The organism is Pseudomonas syringae pv. coryli str. NCPPB 4273, from assembly GCF_000972175.1.
Classification (GTDB): domain Bacteria; phylum Pseudomonadota; class Gammaproteobacteria; order Pseudomonadales; family Pseudomonadaceae; genus Aquipseudomonas; species Aquipseudomonas syringae.
Genome location: NZ_AWQP01000035.1, coordinates 1 through 14,723 on the forward strand (window position 1 = coordinate 1; position 14,723 = coordinate 14,723).

Annotated in this window: 11 protein-coding genes; 10 read left to right on the forward strand and 1 reads right to left on the reverse strand. The window is 59.7% G+C overall.

Going from position 1 to position 14,723, the window contains the following annotated elements; translation table 11 throughout:
* Window positions 1-221: 221 nt before the first annotated feature.
* From fecA to P406_RS15065, 5 genes are all read left to right on the forward strand, one after another.
* Window positions 222-2,570, forward strand: coding sequence for a TonB-dependent Fe(3+) dicitrate receptor FecA (fecA, locus tag P406_RS15050; protein ID WP_046236625.1), 2,349 nt, complete (start codon window positions 222-224; stop codon window positions 2,568-2,570).
* Between the two features lie 273 nt (window positions 2,571-2,843).
* Complete coding sequence (locus P406_RS15055) at window positions 2,844-3,272, forward strand: HPF/RaiA family ribosome-associated protein (RefSeq protein WP_003365451.1); 429 nt, start codon at window positions 2,844-2,846, stop codon at window positions 3,270-3,272.
* A gap of 104 nt (window positions 3,273-3,376) precedes the next feature.
* Window positions 3,377-3,640: a hypothetical protein gene (locus P406_RS27825; RefSeq protein ID WP_235810302.1), complete on the forward strand. Its 264-nt coding sequence runs from the start codon at window positions 3,377-3,379 to the stop codon at window positions 3,638-3,640.
* A 471-nt stretch (window positions 3,641-4,111) separates the two neighbouring features.
* Complete coding sequence (locus P406_RS15060; RefSeq protein ID WP_003415131.1) at window positions 4,112-4,444, forward strand: DUF3509 domain-containing protein; 333 nt, start codon at window positions 4,112-4,114, stop codon at window positions 4,442-4,444.
* 263 nt (window positions 4,445-4,707) lie between these two features.
* Complete coding sequence (locus tag P406_RS15065) at window positions 4,708-5,040, forward strand: YXWGXW repeat-containing protein (protein ID WP_046236626.1); 333 nt, start codon at window positions 4,708-4,710, stop codon at window positions 5,038-5,040.
* Window positions 5,041-5,101: 61 nt separating this feature from the next.
* On the opposite strand, the gene P406_RS15070 is transcribed toward P406_RS15065, so the two are convergent.
* Window positions 5,102-5,590: a phosphate-starvation-inducible protein PsiE gene (locus tag P406_RS15070; protein ID WP_003316964.1), complete on the reverse strand. Its 489-nt coding sequence runs from the start codon at window positions 5,588-5,590 to the stop codon at window positions 5,102-5,104.
* 410 nt (window positions 5,591-6,000) lie between these two features.
* Between P406_RS15070 and P406_RS15075 the strand changes: the two genes are divergently transcribed.
* The 5 genes from P406_RS15075 (at window position 6,001) to P406_RS15095 (ending at window position 14,698) form a co-directional block, all read left to right on the forward strand.
* Window positions 6,001-6,267 (forward strand): YebG family protein, encoded by a 267-nt coding sequence (locus P406_RS15075; protein ID WP_003365454.1) that lies wholly within the window; start codon window positions 6,001-6,003, stop codon window positions 6,265-6,267.
* 703 nt (window positions 6,268-6,970) lie between these two features.
* Entirely contained in the window at window positions 6,971-8,221 is a 1,251-nt protein-coding gene (gene wecB, locus P406_RS15080; protein ID WP_046236627.1) for a non-hydrolyzing UDP-N-acetylglucosamine 2-epimerase, read from the forward strand.
* Window positions 8,222-8,387: 166 nt separating this feature from the next.
* On the forward strand, window positions 8,388-10,604 hold the full coding sequence (locus P406_RS15085; RefSeq protein WP_046236628.1) for a cellulose biosynthesis cyclic di-GMP-binding regulatory protein BcsB: 2,217 nt from the start codon (window positions 8,388-8,390) through the stop codon (window positions 10,602-10,604).
* Window positions 10,605-10,616: 12 nt separating this feature from the next.
* The gene (locus tag P406_RS15090) at window positions 10,617-12,737 is read left to right on the forward strand and encodes a glycosyl transferase family protein (protein ID WP_046236629.1); all 2,121 of its coding nucleotides are present in this window, start codon (window positions 10,617-10,619) and stop codon (window positions 12,735-12,737) included.
* Window positions 12,734-14,698, forward strand: coding sequence for an NfrA family protein (locus P406_RS15095; RefSeq protein WP_046236630.1), 1,965 nt, complete (start codon window positions 12,734-12,736; stop codon window positions 14,696-14,698). Before P406_RS15090 ends, P406_RS15095 begins: the two co-directional genes overlap by 4 nt.
* Window positions 14,699-14,723 lie beyond the last annotated feature (25 nt).

Below are 14,723 nucleotides of genomic sequence, written 5' to 3' on the forward strand. Positions count from 1 at the left end.
CGTCGTCTGTGCCATCGGGGTAGAAAAGCGCTTTGTGTGCAGTGATCGCTGTAGCACGACGCAGAGCGTCACGAACTGCATGCCGACGCTGAGCATCGGCACGATGACAGTTAGATTTGCGCTGGCCGGCTAAAATTTTTCAAAAAGCGTGAGCTGTTTTTCGATCCTCGCGTGACAGACAGGGAAAGCCTCTCTCAACCTTCCGGTCAAAGGACTCCCGCATGTCAGCCCGCCCTACTCAACTTTCACCGCTGGTGCGCACATTGCGCCATGTCATTTTCGGCGCGAGCCTTTCGGTTGGCAGCCTGTCGATGGCGCAAGCCGCCGAGGTCGTCCCTAAGGTGTATCACATTGCGCCGAGCGAGCTTGAAGCGGCGCTGAACCAGTTCGGTCGTGAGTCCGGCGTGCTGATTTCCTATGGTTCGCAGATTACCAGCGGCCTGAAAAGCCGTGGCCTGGAAGGTCAGTACACGCCCGAGCAGGGCCTCAACGCCTTGCTCGAAGGCACCGGTCTGCAGGCCATGGCCGATGGCAATAACGGCTTCACTTTGCAACCGGTCAATGCGGCTGGCGCGCCGATCGAGCTGGGGGTTTCCACGGTGGTCGGTGACTGGCTGGGCGCTGCGCAGCAGACCAACGTTTTCGAGCATGCCGGCGCACGTGATGTGATTCGTCGTGAGGAATTCGAGCGGGTCGGCGCGACGTCGGCGCGTGAAGTGCTCAATCGTATTCCAGGCGTCAATGCGCCGGACAACAACGGCACCGGCAGCCATGACATGGCGCTGAACTTTGGTATTCGCGGCCTCAATCCACGCCTGGCGTCGCGCTCTACCGTGCTGATGGACGGCATCCCGGTGCCGTTCGCGCCCTATGGCCAGCCGCAACTGTCGTTTGCGCCGATCAGCATGGGCAACATGGACGCAGTCGATGTGGTGCGTGGCGGTGGCGCAGTCCGTTACGGTCCGCAGAACGTGGGTGGCATCGTCAACTTCGTGACCCGCGCGATCCCCGACGCCCCCACTCTCAAGGGCGGCATACAAACCGAGACCAGCCCGTCTTCCAGCCACGACGGCTTCAAGACCACCGGTAACCTGCTGGCCGGCGGCACCGCGGACAACGGTCTGGGCGGCGCGATTCTGTATTCCGGCGTGCGCGGCGGCGACTGGCGCGAGCACAGCGATACCGAAATCGACGACCTGATCCTCAAGGGTAAATACCAGATCGACGACGCCAACAGCCTCAACGCCATGGCGCAGTACTACGATGGCGAAGCGCAGATGCCCGGTGGCCTCAGCGTCGCGGACTACGATGCCGATCCGTACCAGTCGACACGCCTGAAAGACAAGTTCTGGGGCCGTCGCACCATGTTCAATTTCGGCTATCGCTACGAACAGGACGCGCGCGTCTTCACCGCCAACACGTTCTTCACCAAGACCCTGCGCAGCGGCTATCTGGATCAGGGCAGCTTCGTCTCCCTGTCGCCCCGCGAATACTGGGTACGTGGCCTGGAAACACGCTTCTCGCAAGGCTTTGCGCTGGGCGAAACCTGGCATGAAGTCGGCGTCGGCTATCGCTACGTCAACGAGGCCGGTCATGAGTTGCGCTATCGCGAGCCAGTCACCGGCGAGCTGCCGACCACCGCCAGCCGCAATGACCGCGACACACGCGGAGCGACCGAAGCGCATGCGTTCTACATCGACGACCGCATCGATATCGGCAAGTGGACCATCACGCCGGGCATTCGCTACGAGATGATCGACACCGCACAGAACAACAACCTGACCAACGCCCGATACCAGGGTGACTACAGCACTGCATTGCCCGCGTTGAACGTGCTTTACCACCTGACCGACACCTGGAACCTGTACGCCAACACCGAAGGCTCGTTCGGCAGTGTGCAGTACAGCCAGATGCCTAACCGCGTCACCGGCGATGAAGTCAAACCGGAAAAAGCCCGCACCTGGGAACTGGGCACACGCTACGACAATCGCAACCTGCGGGCCGAGATCGGCGCTTTCCTGATCAATTTCGACAACCAGTACGACAGCAACCAGACCAACGACACGGTGATCGCACGCGGCGAGACGCGTCATCAGGGCATCGAGACCAGCGTCAACTATGCGCTGGAGGGCCTGAGCCCGGCGCTGGCCGGCTACGATGTCTACGCGACCTACGCCTTCGTCGACGCCACGATCCGCGAAGACGGCCCGAACAAGGGCAACCGCGTGCCGTTCTCGTCAAAGCACAAGGGAACCATGGGCGTCAGCTACACCGAAGGGCCGTGGAAGCTCAATTTCGACAGCTCCTTCCAGAGCGATCAGTTTGCCGACAACGCCAATACTTCGGCTGAAAGCGCCGACGGCAGCACCGGCAAGATCCCTGGGTACATGCTGTTCAGCACACGCGCCAATTACGACTTCGGTCCGCAATTGTCTGACCTCAACGTCGCGGTCGGGATGAAGAACATCTTCAACCGGCAGTACTACACCCGCTCGTTCGACGACAACAACCGCGGCAAATACGTCGGCGAACCGCGCACGGTGTACGTACAGACGTCGGTCGCGTTCTAGTTTCGGACGCCAGAGCGCAAGAGAAGTGTTCGCCCGGACACTTCTCGTTCCTCACGCTTCGCATGGGAATGCCGTTCTGGACGCTCTGCGTCCGCTCCTGATTCGCAGCCTCGCGGCAAAGCATCCCTTTTTTGCTGCGAAATATTTCTTACACATTGGGGTTGAATTGTCAGGCCATTGCCGCCAACACTGTGAATGAGCGCAAACGAAAACGATTCCGACAGGAATCATGCAGTCCAGCCTCGCACGAGCAAGCCCTAATAAGGATTAACTATGCAAATCCAGGTCAATAGCGATAATCACATCGAAAGCAGTATCCGACTGGAGGAGTGGGTTCGTACCACCGTTGAAAGCACGCTCGAACACTACGATGAAAACCTGACCCGCGTGGAAGTCCACATCCGCGACGAAAACGGCGACAAGCCTGGCCCGCACGACATCAAGTGCCAGATGGAAGCTCGCCCCAAAGGACACCAACCTATTTCTGTTTCTCACAAGGCCGATACGGTAGATCAGGCTGTGGATGGCGCTGCTGTAAAACTCGATCACGCCCTCGAGCATCTGTTTGGCAAACTGCGCGGCAAACGAGGCGCCGCACCGACCATCGCCGAACAGGATGAAGATCCGGTCAGCCCGGACGCGCTGCTCGAAGAAGAATTTCTGGAAAAAGAGCAGGAGAAAGAAGCCGCTCGTCTGACCTGATGATTCACTGACACGTTTTGCAAGAAAAGGGCGAACCGGCAACGGTTCGCCCTTTTTGTTTGCCACGGGCCGGCAAGCGCACCACAAACGGTCGCTGCACAGCTTTGGCCACCTTGACCCATCGCTCGCCTCGCAGCCATTTTGATCGCCGGGTGCCGTCCATCGAATTTAACATTCAGCATCGGACAGTCCGAGCGCTGCACCTGACCGCCCTCGGCGAGCAAAAAATCATCCCGCTTCCCCTCCATCAGCGTGCGGGTCTGCCGTTCATACCAAAAGGTGTTCAACAGCTCCGCAGCACGACGCTCAACGTCAGAAACTGGACAGTGGGCGATTACGGTTTCGACCCCGTCTTTACGAATCTCTGACGTCAAGATTCGGTTGTCGGAGTGTCAGACAATCACTCGAAAAAGTCATAAGCAAAACGCTTTCGCGAGAGCAGCAGGCCATGTCCGGGAGCTGTTCGTCGCCCGGTTTGGAGAGCACTTTTTTCAACCCTACTGACCGGCTCGTCCTGCAGCAAAGCCAACCAGGAAGCGACTGCGCAGTGCTCCCGCTCGGCGGCTTGTGGCGCATCGCCCCTGCAATATGGCCCGAACCATGCAAAGCCCTGTAGTACGCGCCACGAGGCAGGCCATCAGGACGGCCACTTTCTGGCGCGAACTGAACGTCGTGAATGCGTCAAAGCTTCTCTAAACGAAACCCTGTCATCAACGCGAAAGACGACAGCAACACCGTCAGCAGCAAGCGCAGGAGTAACGCAACCGCTGATCAGTCGTCGAGAACCAAAAGGACTACTACCCGGTCAACTTATGCAGACCATTGAGCAGGTGAATGATATGGACAATCCTTTTCAGATGATCACGGACACGTTTCACCCAGACTATCGGGTGAATCTGAGCATTCAAGGGTTGGACGGCAGCATCATGCTGACCTTGTCCAACGAACGCGGAGTCGTTGCCAAGCGTTTGATCAGCGCTGCCCAACGCAATGACCCACAACGCCTGCGCAAGCTGATAGAAAGCGTGCAATTCGGCATCGCCATCGAACGTGGCGACAGCGCGATCAAGATCCTTGCGGCGATGACCGACGGCGCGACGCTGAAAAAGACCCCTGTTCCGGCCAATGGTCTATGGCCGCAGAGCCTGGCAACAGTGAATGCCGGGGCTTGATGCACGCCTGCCCTCCCCCTCTGTGCAGTGCCGTTTTAGGCGCTGCATGGAGCAAGAACAGGTTGATGCCTTTCAATACTCTCCAGCCTGCCTGAACGGGCTTTCCCCCCAGTAAAACCGGCCTTTCGCTATCATTCCCCCTCCCTCCTCTTCAGCAAAAGTACAGATACATCCTGCTACAACAATCCTTGCGCAGAAACATTCGAGCGACTGGGCACTGAGTTCAGCGCCACTGCACCTGCGGGTGATTCCGAGGAGGCAACATGTATTTACGTTATGGGGTATTGATCGCATCACTTGCGATAGCGTCAGGCTGTGTCGAGGAGCGTGTGGTCCATGAACGACCGCACGTCCATCATGAATACGTCGAAGAAGTGATCGCGCCGCAACCGCCACCGGAACGCGTCGTCGAGGTGGAACCGGCCCCTCGTCCCGGCTATATATGGGCACGCGGTTACTGGCACTGGAACGGCCAGCGTTTCGTGCCGGTGCATGGCCACTGGGAAACCGAACGACCCGGCTATCACTATGTGCATCCGCACTGGGAAAGCGCTGGTGACGGCTGGCACTGGCGTGCCGGGGTCTGGCTGAACTGATTGCCTTCTTTGATAAGCAGCGTGCTGGCGGCATCGTGCACAGATGCCGCCGCTGCCTCGATCAGATTTCGCCCTTTTCTTCCGTCACCGCGCCTTTGACGGTGCTGGATGAATCGGGAATCTTCGCCGACGGGTATTTGTACGACGCATAGCGCACCACCAGAATCGCAAACGCCAGCAACAGAATGCCGCCACACAGGTAGATGATGCCGATGTCCGGTGGGTTGTGATGGGACACGTCGGAAATCAGCAGGCGCGTCAGTGCAGTGATCGCAACATAGATCAGGAAGCGCACGGGCATGTGGTTGGTCTTGAAATAAATCCCGGTCATCGCCCCCAGCTCGAGATAGATGAACAGCAGCAGGATGTCATCGACCGTGACGTTGCCTTTCTCGACCATCCCCAGAAATGCAACCACTGACGCCCAGGCAGTGATCGCGCCGATCGCGAACAGCGCCAGAAAGTGGAAGCTCTCCACACACAGGTTGCCCAGTGACTCGGCCTGCGCATGCACGCGGTGTCTTATCTTTACTGCCCATTTGTTCCCCATGACGCGTTACCTCTGAACCTTCGTTTATGCCGACCGGATGATGCCGGGTACTCGTGACACCCTTGTGGCCTGCTTTTTAAAGCAGGAACAGGGCCATAGGCTATGGTTGAGAGCGCGGCGGGTTGTCGCAAGGCACATTTGCAGCGCAAAAAAGATGCGTAAACGCCACTATTCAGGCAGGGCTTGATTGGCATATGGCTTTTACTGTATAAAAACACAGTAATCGAGAAATCGCTTTCGCTGTTGCGTCGCAGGCCAGCTTCCCTAAAGGTCTTCACGCAGAGCCCGCTACACCTGACCGGCGCGCTGGTCATGCACGATCGATGCTTTGCATACCCGCTGGTCAGAGCACAAAGCGCTGAACGTCCGGGTCTAGCCCTATCAACACTGGATAAGACGACGAGGCCAAAATGGCTGTTGAAACCCTTTACCGCAGTACCCGCGATCTGGAGACTACTTTCGTGGACCGAAAACTCGCCGATGCGCACGACCAAATGCTCGAGCTGGCCGAGCTTCTCACCGACGTCCTGATCAAGAACGTGCCGGGGATCTCGGAGAAGCATGCAGAGGACGCGAGCATTTACATGGCGAAGAATCGCGCCGTGTTCGCAGCGGCGTTCAAGAACAACGCGACCGCGCTCAGCGAGCTGTCGGAACCGGCCGAAGCGAAAGACTGATTCCATTGTGGGCTGCGACTCCCCTCATTGCGAGGGGGTCGCCAATCATTCTCATTTAATGGCTGGGCAATCACCCGTATTGCTGCTACAACTCAATACTGTATATGCCGCACAACTTGAACAGCATCTAAGCCCTTTCCTAACATCCCGTCTTCCCGTCAGCGTGTCAAACTCGATACATGATCAAAGTTCCCAACCGTCATTATATCAGCGTCATTTTTGTGAACCCCTTCTCTCTTCCTGTCATTAAACAGGCGTCAGGATTCTGCTGTAGTGACGCACACCTCAGCGCTGCTAGTTTTGTTGGAACTTTTTGCCATCACTCATAACTACGCGTGGCGAGCCGGCATTCAAAACAGCTGAAAAAGCGTTCCAGAAGCCCTTGAAAACCCCGTATTCATTGACCCAAACGGCAGCTCTCAAAAAATTTAACCCTGTACTGACCGTGGTGAAATTCTAAAGTTCCTACTCATTGTTACTTTGAAAAATACTTAATAAAACGTTTTGCTTTATTATCCTGTTCTGTTAATAATTCCGACAAATCCGGGTAACAAGGCATATTGCTACATTCACACTGAAGTGAACATCGAGCCACAAACTCCGATCTTTCCGCCCGAGAAACTCATCAACTCGCAAGCTGACCAAGCTGTTCTCAGTCTGGTTTTTGCTGCTGTGCGACGCGCTAAGGGCGCGGGAGGAAATAATGGCTGGTCTGCACCCCAGAATGAAGGTCCTTTCCATTTTCGGTACTCGTCCGGAGGCCATCAAAATGGCTCCCCTGGTCAGAGCACTGGCTGCAGAGCCAGGTATCGACTCAAGAATCTGCATTACCGGGCAGCATCAAAGCATGCTGCAACAGGTGCTGGACATGTTCGAGCTCAAAGCCGACTACAGCCTTGATGTCATGCGCCCGGATCAGACGCTGAACTCGCTGACCGCTGCGCTTTACGCGGCGATCGACCCGATTCTGGACGAGATGAAACCGGACAAGGTGCTGGTTCACGGCGACACCACATCAGCCATGGTGGCGGCCATGTCGGCCTTTCATCGCCGCATCCCCATCGGCCACGTCGAAGCAGGTCTGCGCACCGGTGACATCCGTCAGCCATGGCCTGAGGAGATGAACCGTCGTTGCATCGATCTGATTTCCGATCACCTGTTCGCTCCCACCGCCGAGTCGCGCCGCAACGTGCTGGGCGAGCGTTTGCAGGGCATTTCGTTCGTGACCGGCAATACCGTGATCGACGCCCTGCACCTGACCGCGCAACGAATCGACAGCAACCGTCAGCTGCGCCATGCCCTTGATCGTCAGTTTTCGTTCCTGGTGCCCGAGCGCAGGGTGCTGGTGGTGACCGGTCATCGTCGCGAGAACTTCGGCGACGGCTTCCTCAATATCTGCAAGGCGCTGGGCGAGCTTGCCAGACGCGACGACATACAGATCGTCTACCCGGTGCACCTGAACCCCAACGTACTGGGGCCGGTGACCGAGCACCTGGGCGACCTGCCCAACGTGCACCTGATCAAACCGCTGGACTACCTGTCGTTCGTGCGCCTGATGCAACGCGCCCACGTCATCCTCACCGACTCCGGTGGCGTGCAGGAAGAAGCGCCGTCGCTGGGCAAACCGGTATTGGTCATGCGCGATGTCACCGAGCGCCCGGAAGCGGTCGCGGCAGGCACCGTGCGCCTGGTGGGCACCGAGACGGACGCCATCATTCGCGGCGTGAACGCCCTGTTTGATGATGATGCCCTGTGGCAGAACGCCTCCCGCTCGGCCAACCCTTATGGCGACGGCAAAGCCAGTTCACGGATCGTCGATGCCCTGATGGGTCGACCGGTGGATGAGTTTGTCGCCGAGCTGCCGCGTCAGCGCCAGGACTCGATGGACAGGCACATGGATACACGAATCAAGCCGCAGCACGAACATGCAGAGTTGCGCTCGATGGCCAGCTAGCACAACGGTCGCGCAGATAGCGCAGACACACCCTAAAAAATCCGCAGGAAGCAGTCCGCAAACAATACGGGCACCCGGTTCAGACCGAGTGCCCGAAAAACGTTGTAGCAGACCGGCAGCCTGTATCAAGACCCAATGGCCTTGAGCCTTTACCGAGATCTGCACGATGAAATCTTCCGTTGCCGTAAACATGGGCGCGTTTGGCGTACTTGCCTGCGGGATGAGCCTGCTGGCTCTGATGCCTGCATTCGCCCTGGCTGCCGACAGCCCGCTGACCCAGGCGATCAACCGAATCACTGCCGACAATCGCCAGGAGCGCGTGGTCGAGCTGAGGGAGCTGGGTATTGATCGCCCGATCATCCTCAATGCCACCGATGCCCGCCGCGAGCTGTACCTGCCGGTGCCAGCCAATGTGCCGTTGACCGAGGCCACGCTGAATTTCGATGCCAGCTACCTGAACGGCGAGGCAGGCCGCAACACGCTGCTGCTGTCGCTGGACGGTTATCCGGTACGTGCGCTGGGCCTCAATGAAGAACAGGGCAACGCCAGTGCGACGCTGGGCGTCGACAAGGCAGCGCGCGAAAACGGCTCGGTGCGGCTGGGGATTGCCTGGTCGTCGGTGATCTCGAAAGTGCTCTGCGAAGACGAACGCGCGATCGGCAACGTGTTGCGCATCGATCCGCACACGCGCCTGACGTACAGCTATGACGCCAGCCAGTTGCAGGACGTCGGCGCGGTATGGAACGCACTGCCCGGCAAACCCGGCCTGCTGGTCGCACCCGGCACATTGTCGAACGCCAGCTACGATGCCGCCTGGCGTCTGGGCGTAGCGCTGGAGCGCATCGGCAAGCAGGCACGCATTCTGCCGTTCCCTGCGGTGCAGGACAGCGTGGACCTGACCGGCCTGACCATTCCGGCGGAACTCAAACAGATTCCGGCGTTTGCGGGGCTCGAAGGCAAGGGCCAGTACACCCTGCGCGACCCGGCGGAAATCGGTGCATTGCTGATGCTCGGCCAGACACCTGCATTGCAGGCCGACCTGGCGATCAGCGATCCACAGCTGCTCAAGGCAATCGACGACGCCATGGACGCTCTCCAGGCGCAGGTGCAGGGTCTGGATGCTTCGGCGGCCAGCGCACTGGGCCAATGGCGCGAACGCCACATCAAGAAGCCGCTCGCCAACAGCACCGGGGATGACGTTAGTCTGGCCCTGCTGGGCAATCGTGCACTGCTGATGATCAAGCCGGAGTCGGCCAACAAGGCCATTGGCCTGTTCAGCTCGGCGTGGAACAAACTGGCGCGCAATCGCCAGCTGACCATCGGTGAAGAAGCCGCCATGCCTCTGAGCGAAGATGGTCGCGTCGCGCTGACCCGCCTGGGTGGCAAGCCTGGCACGGTGGACGTACTGGCAAAAACCGACTGGAGCGCCTCGTTCCCGCTGGGCAGCGTTGCCTATGACGGTCGTGTGCCGGTGACTGCGATGATCGATATCGCTGCCGCCCCCGGCGCATCGGGGACCCCGCCGGTTGCCACGCTGTTCCTCAACGATTACCTGATCGGCGCGATGCAACTGACGGCCGATGGCAAGAAAGAACGCATCGAAGCGCGCATTCCGCAGTACGCACTGGCGGCGCAGAACGTCCTGCGCGTGTCCTTCCAGCGTCAACCGGTCAGCAACCAGTGCCTGGAAACGCCGCAGGCGTTCCCGATCTCGGTATTGCCGACCAGCCACATCGTGCTGGACAAGGTCACGCCTGACGAAAACTTCTCGGGCATGGCGGCACGCTTCGCCACCGACACGCAGATCATGGTGCCCAAGGGCTACCTTGAACACCCGGCCAGCAGCCTGCCGCAAGTCATCCGTATCGCCAGCGCCTCAGGTGTCTCGCCGTTGCGCGCACAGCTCAGCGTCAGCGATGACGCCAGCGTAGCAGTAGCCCCGGCCAAGTCTTTCCTGGCCTTCGAACTGCCCATCAAGGACGGCGCCGAGTCGGTCAAGGCCAGCAACGACGGACACCTGCTGATCAACCACAAAGAGCAGACACTGCTCGACCTCAAGTCGCTCAACCACCTGGCTTCGCTGCAAGTGATCGAAGCCGGCGGCCAGCACGGCATGATCTATCGCACCCTGGGCGGTCAAACCCCGGTTTTCGAACGTCCGGTACTGCTGGAACGTGGCAACGCCGCGGTGCTGGCTGACAGCGGCCCGATCGCCACCTTCGACGCCAAGGACCCGACCGGTAGCCAGATGATCGAGGAGGAGGAAAGCACCGGCATCGACGCCTGGCGCAAACCTTCGCTGCTGTGGCTGATCCCGGCCGGCATCGTACTTTTTCTCATTCTGTTGCTGGCTGGCCGTAGCGCCCGTCGCAATCGCTCGTAACAGGCCGCCGCAATGACGTCGCTCTATTGGCCTTACTGGCTGGCCCATTACTACAGCGTGCTGGAAGTCGCGACGATCGTTGTCGGGCTGATCATTCTGGTATCGAGTATCGATGACCTGTTCATCGATATCTGGTACTGGTCGCGGCGGCTGTTCCGCAAGTTCACCGCCGAACGCCGCTACCGGCCGCTGACTGCCGAGCAGTTGATTGCCCGCGACGAGCAGCCGCTGGCGATCATGGTCCCGGCCTGGCTGGAATACGACGTCATCGCGCCGATGATCGAAAACATGGTGTCGACGCTCGACTATCAGAACTACGTGGTGTTCGTCGGCACTTACATCAACGACCAACGCACCATCGATGAAGTCGAGCGCATGCGTCGCCGCTACAAGCAGTTGCACCGCGTGGAGGTGCCGCACGCCGGCCCCACCTGTAAGGCCGACTGCCTGAACTGGGTGATCCAGGCGATTTTTCTGTACGAGAAGACTCATTCCGTACAGTTCGCCGGGACCATCCTGCACGACAGCGAAGACGTGCTCCACCCGCTTGAACTGCGCCTGTTCAATTACCTGCTGCCACGCAAGGACATGATCCAGTTGCCGGTCGTGTCGCTGGAACGCAACTGGTACGAATGGGTGGCCGGCACCTACATGGACGAGTTCGCCGAATGGCACGGCAAGGACCTGGTGGTACGCGAAAGCATGACTGACACCGTGCCTTCGGCTGGCGTCGGCACTTGTTTCTCGCGACGTGCGCTGATGGTGCTGGCGGATGAAAACCAGAACCAGCCGTTCAATACCGAAAGCCTGACCGAGGACTACGACGTCGGCGCGCGATTGGCGAAGTACGGCATGCAGGCGATCTTCGTACGCTTCCCGGTGCAATTTCGGGTGCTGCGCAAATCGTGGTTCCGCAAGCCTTATGAGTCGACGCTGGAAATGCCGCTGTGCGTGCGCGAATTCTTCCCGGACACCTTCCGCACTGCCTTTCGCCAGAAAGCGCGCTGGACGCTGGGTATCGGCTTGCAAGGCTGGGAGCAAATGGGCTGGACCGGCTCGCTGGCCAACCGATACCTGCTGTTTCGGGACCGCAAGGGTGTGGTCACGTCATTCGTCAGTATCCTTGCTTATGCCATCCTCATTCAGTTGCTGGCGCTGATTGTGCTGCGCTCCAGCGGAGTCTGGAACACCAGCTTTCCGACACCTTTTGAAACCACCGGCCTGATTCAGTATCTGCTGGTGGCCAACGGCATCGCATTGCTGTGGCGGATCCTGCATCGCTGCTACTTCACCACCGTGCTTTACGGCTGGCAGCACGGTTTGCTGTCGATACCGCGCATGGTGGTCGGCAACTTCGTCAACTTCATGGCTGCGGCGCGGGCCTGGCGGATGTTTCTGGTGGGCAAGGTGCTCAACCGCAAGCTGGTCTGGGACAAGACCATGCACGACTTCCCGTCTTCCGACCTGATTGCCGTCGCGCCCCGCCGTCTGGGCAGCGTGCTGTTGTCCTGGCAAGCCATCAACGACGAAAAACTGCAGACCGCACTGGCTGAACAGCAAACCCGTCAGGTGCCCCTGGGCAGGATTTTGCTTAGCCACGGCTGGCTCGACGATGAAACCCTTGCTGAGGCCATCGCTTTTCAGAACGACCTGCCGCGGGTGTTCGACATCGCCAGCAAGCGTGCCGACAGCAGTGTGCTGGCCGATGAGTTCTGCCTGCGCTGGCGTGTCGTGCCGTTGCAGATGAATGCGCTGGGGCGCCAGGAAATTGCAGTGGCCAGCCCGCTGCCGCCTGATGGTCTGCAGCAGATTACCGAACAGCTGGGTGCCGAGCCGGTGCAGTTGATTGCCCGTGAAAGCGACATCGTCGCGCAGTTGCGTCAGCTTCAGGTGGTCGAGGGTCAGCCGCTTCCAGCCAGAGCACCACTACTGGGCGATCTGCTCATCGAGCAAGGCCTGCTGGACCGCGACGTGTTCCAGAAAGCCATGCTCGGCTACCGCCCGCATGTGCATGGCCGGATCGGCGATTACCTGGTCGACATCGGCGTGCTGCCCAGAGAAACCATCGAACAGGCTGTGGCACGTCAGCACAACCATTACCGATCTGACGATCAAACGGAGCAGCCACTATGAAGCGCCCCTTCATCCTGTCGCTGCTGGTGAGCGGCCTGGGTCTTGTCGCACCGCTCAGCCAGGCGGAGACACTGCCCCTGCCGTTGACCGGACCCGCCTATGCCATCGCCAACGAAGCCTACATGGCCTACAACCGCAAGGATTACGACCTGGCCATCGCCAAAGCCAACGAAGCGTTGCGTCAGCGCGGTGACGCTCAGCAGTTGCGTGACCTCATTACGTTGGCCGAACGCGACAAGTACCGCCGCGATCACCCGCAACGCGCTTACAAGACACGCCCCAAGCCTGGCTATCTGGAAGGCAATCAGGCGCTGCGTGCCTATGCCAGGCACGACTATGACGGCTCGGCCAGTCATGCGCACAAGGCCATTGCCCAAGCACCAAAGAACCTCGATTACCGCATGATGCTGATCGAGGCGCTGCAACGTCAGCAGCGTCTGGACGAAGCACAGGCAGCCATCAACGATGCCGAGCAGGCATTGGGGCCGCAACAGGTCCTGACGCGTCGTCGGCAGGCGATTCAGGAGCAGGTAGCGGTCGACAAGGCAGCCACCGGCTATAAGGCTCTGGCACGCGGCGATAACGACACCGCAGTCAGCGAGGCGCGGGAGGCCGTTCGCAGTTTTCCGAAACAGATGGCTTACCGAAAGCTGCTGGTCAGCGCCCTGATTGCCCAGGGGCAGTATGCCGAAGCGCGCTCTGCGGCCACCGAAGCGCTGGCGCTGAATGGCAACGACGCTACCCTGCTCGTCCAGCGCGGGCAAATGCGTCAGCGCCTGGGCGATCAGGACGGTGCACGTCAGGACTTCGCCCAGGCCATGGCGGTCGGCAACCTGCCACTGCGTGAACAGGCCTCGTTGTATGCCGCCATGGGCCAGCCGAGTGAGGCGCTGCAACGTCTGCAGCAAGCTCGCGATGCGGGCCAACTGCAACCCGGCGATGAAGTGCAGATTGCCTATTTCCTCAGCCAGGCAGGCGATGATCAAGGCGCGCTGGATACCTTCAAGCGTGTCGACCGTCAGTCCGGCCTCAAGCCACGCGAAGTGCAGGATGCCGCCTACAGCGCGATGCGCACGTCGAATGATGCGCAGGCCATCGCCTACTTCAAGCGCGTGCTCGATTATCAGCAGACCGGCGATCTGCAGATGCCCGCGCAACAGGTGTTCGATACGCGACGTGCCGTTTCTGATCTGTCCCGTGAATGGGGACTGACCAACACCACGACTTATCGGGGTGCCAGCACCAGCAGCGGCCTGAGCGGCGCGCCCGGCGGCAGCAATGACAGCGTGCAAAACAGTACCGAAGTGTTCTGGCGCCCCTTCGGTTACCGCAATGCGCGCTTCGTCGAGCTTTACGGACGCGTCACCGACACGCTGTGGAGCAAGGAAGGCGACTCCGACACAGGCGCGGACGCCTTGCAGGGCGCGCTCGGTATCCGGGTCAAGCCGTTCAGCGCAGTCAACGTGATCGGCGCCTTCGAACGCACCTTCCCGCTGGGCAACTCGAACGCCGATGGCGACTGGCTGGTGCGCCTGGGCTACGGCTCGAGCATCGGCACCGACCTGCGCGTCGATGTACCGAGCTGGTGGACTTCGCAGCTGTACGCTGAAGGCGGGCGCTATCTGCAGGACAAGCGCAACTACTTCAACAGTGAGTGGCAGGTCGGGCGCAGCTTCCGTCTGGACAGCATCAGCCCGCGGCTGGTGGTGTTTCCCCATGTGGTCGCCGCAGTGGACTACGACTCGAAGATGCGCAGTGAGGTCGACAGTCTCGGCCGTAGCAGCACATCATCGGGTAATGCTGGCGGACTTGGCGTCGGTACGGGCGTGCGTTACTGGTTCCGCGAGGACAAATACAAGGCGCCGCAGTCGTATGTCGACTTCTCCGTGCAGTATCGCGAGAAAGTGTTTGGCGATGACCGCGCAGAAGGCGTCTTCGCACGCATGACGTTCTCGTGGTGACCCGCGCCCGTCCCCCATCAGGGAG

What these genes read in the sequence shown, in the direction of transcription:
- fecA (WP_046236625.1), top strand. Translation starts at nt 222, where the DNA reads ATGTCAGCCCGCCCTACTCAACTTTCACCGCTGGTGCGCACATTGCGC.
- P406_RS15055 (WP_003365451.1), top strand. Translation starts at nt 2,844, where the DNA reads ATGCAAATCCAGGTCAATAGCGATAATCACATCGAAAGCAGTATCCGA.
- P406_RS15060 (WP_003415131.1), top strand. Translation starts at nt 4,112, where the DNA reads ATGGACAATCCTTTTCAGATGATCACGGACACGTTTCACCCAGACTAT.
- P406_RS15065 (WP_046236626.1), top strand. Translation starts at nt 4,708, where the DNA reads ATGTATTTACGTTATGGGGTATTGATCGCATCACTTGCGATAGCGTCA.
- P406_RS15070 (WP_003316964.1), bottom strand. Translation starts at nt 5,590, where the DNA reads ATGGGGAACAAATGGGCAGTAAAGATAAGACACCGCGTGCATGCGCAG.
- P406_RS15075 (WP_003365454.1), top strand. Translation starts at nt 6,001, where the DNA reads ATGGCTGTTGAAACCCTTTACCGCAGTACCCGCGATCTGGAGACTACT.
- wecB (WP_046236627.1), top strand. Translation starts at nt 6,971, where the DNA reads ATGGCTGGTCTGCACCCCAGAATGAAGGTCCTTTCCATTTTCGGTACT.
- P406_RS15085 (WP_046236628.1), top strand. Translation starts at nt 8,388, where the DNA reads ATGAAATCTTCCGTTGCCGTAAACATGGGCGCGTTTGGCGTACTTGCC.
- P406_RS15090 (WP_046236629.1), top strand. Translation starts at nt 10,617, where the DNA reads ATGACGTCGCTCTATTGGCCTTACTGGCTGGCCCATTACTACAGCGTG.
- P406_RS15095 (WP_046236630.1), top strand. Translation starts at nt 12,734, where the DNA reads ATGAAGCGCCCCTTCATCCTGTCGCTGCTGGTGAGCGGCCTGGGTCTT.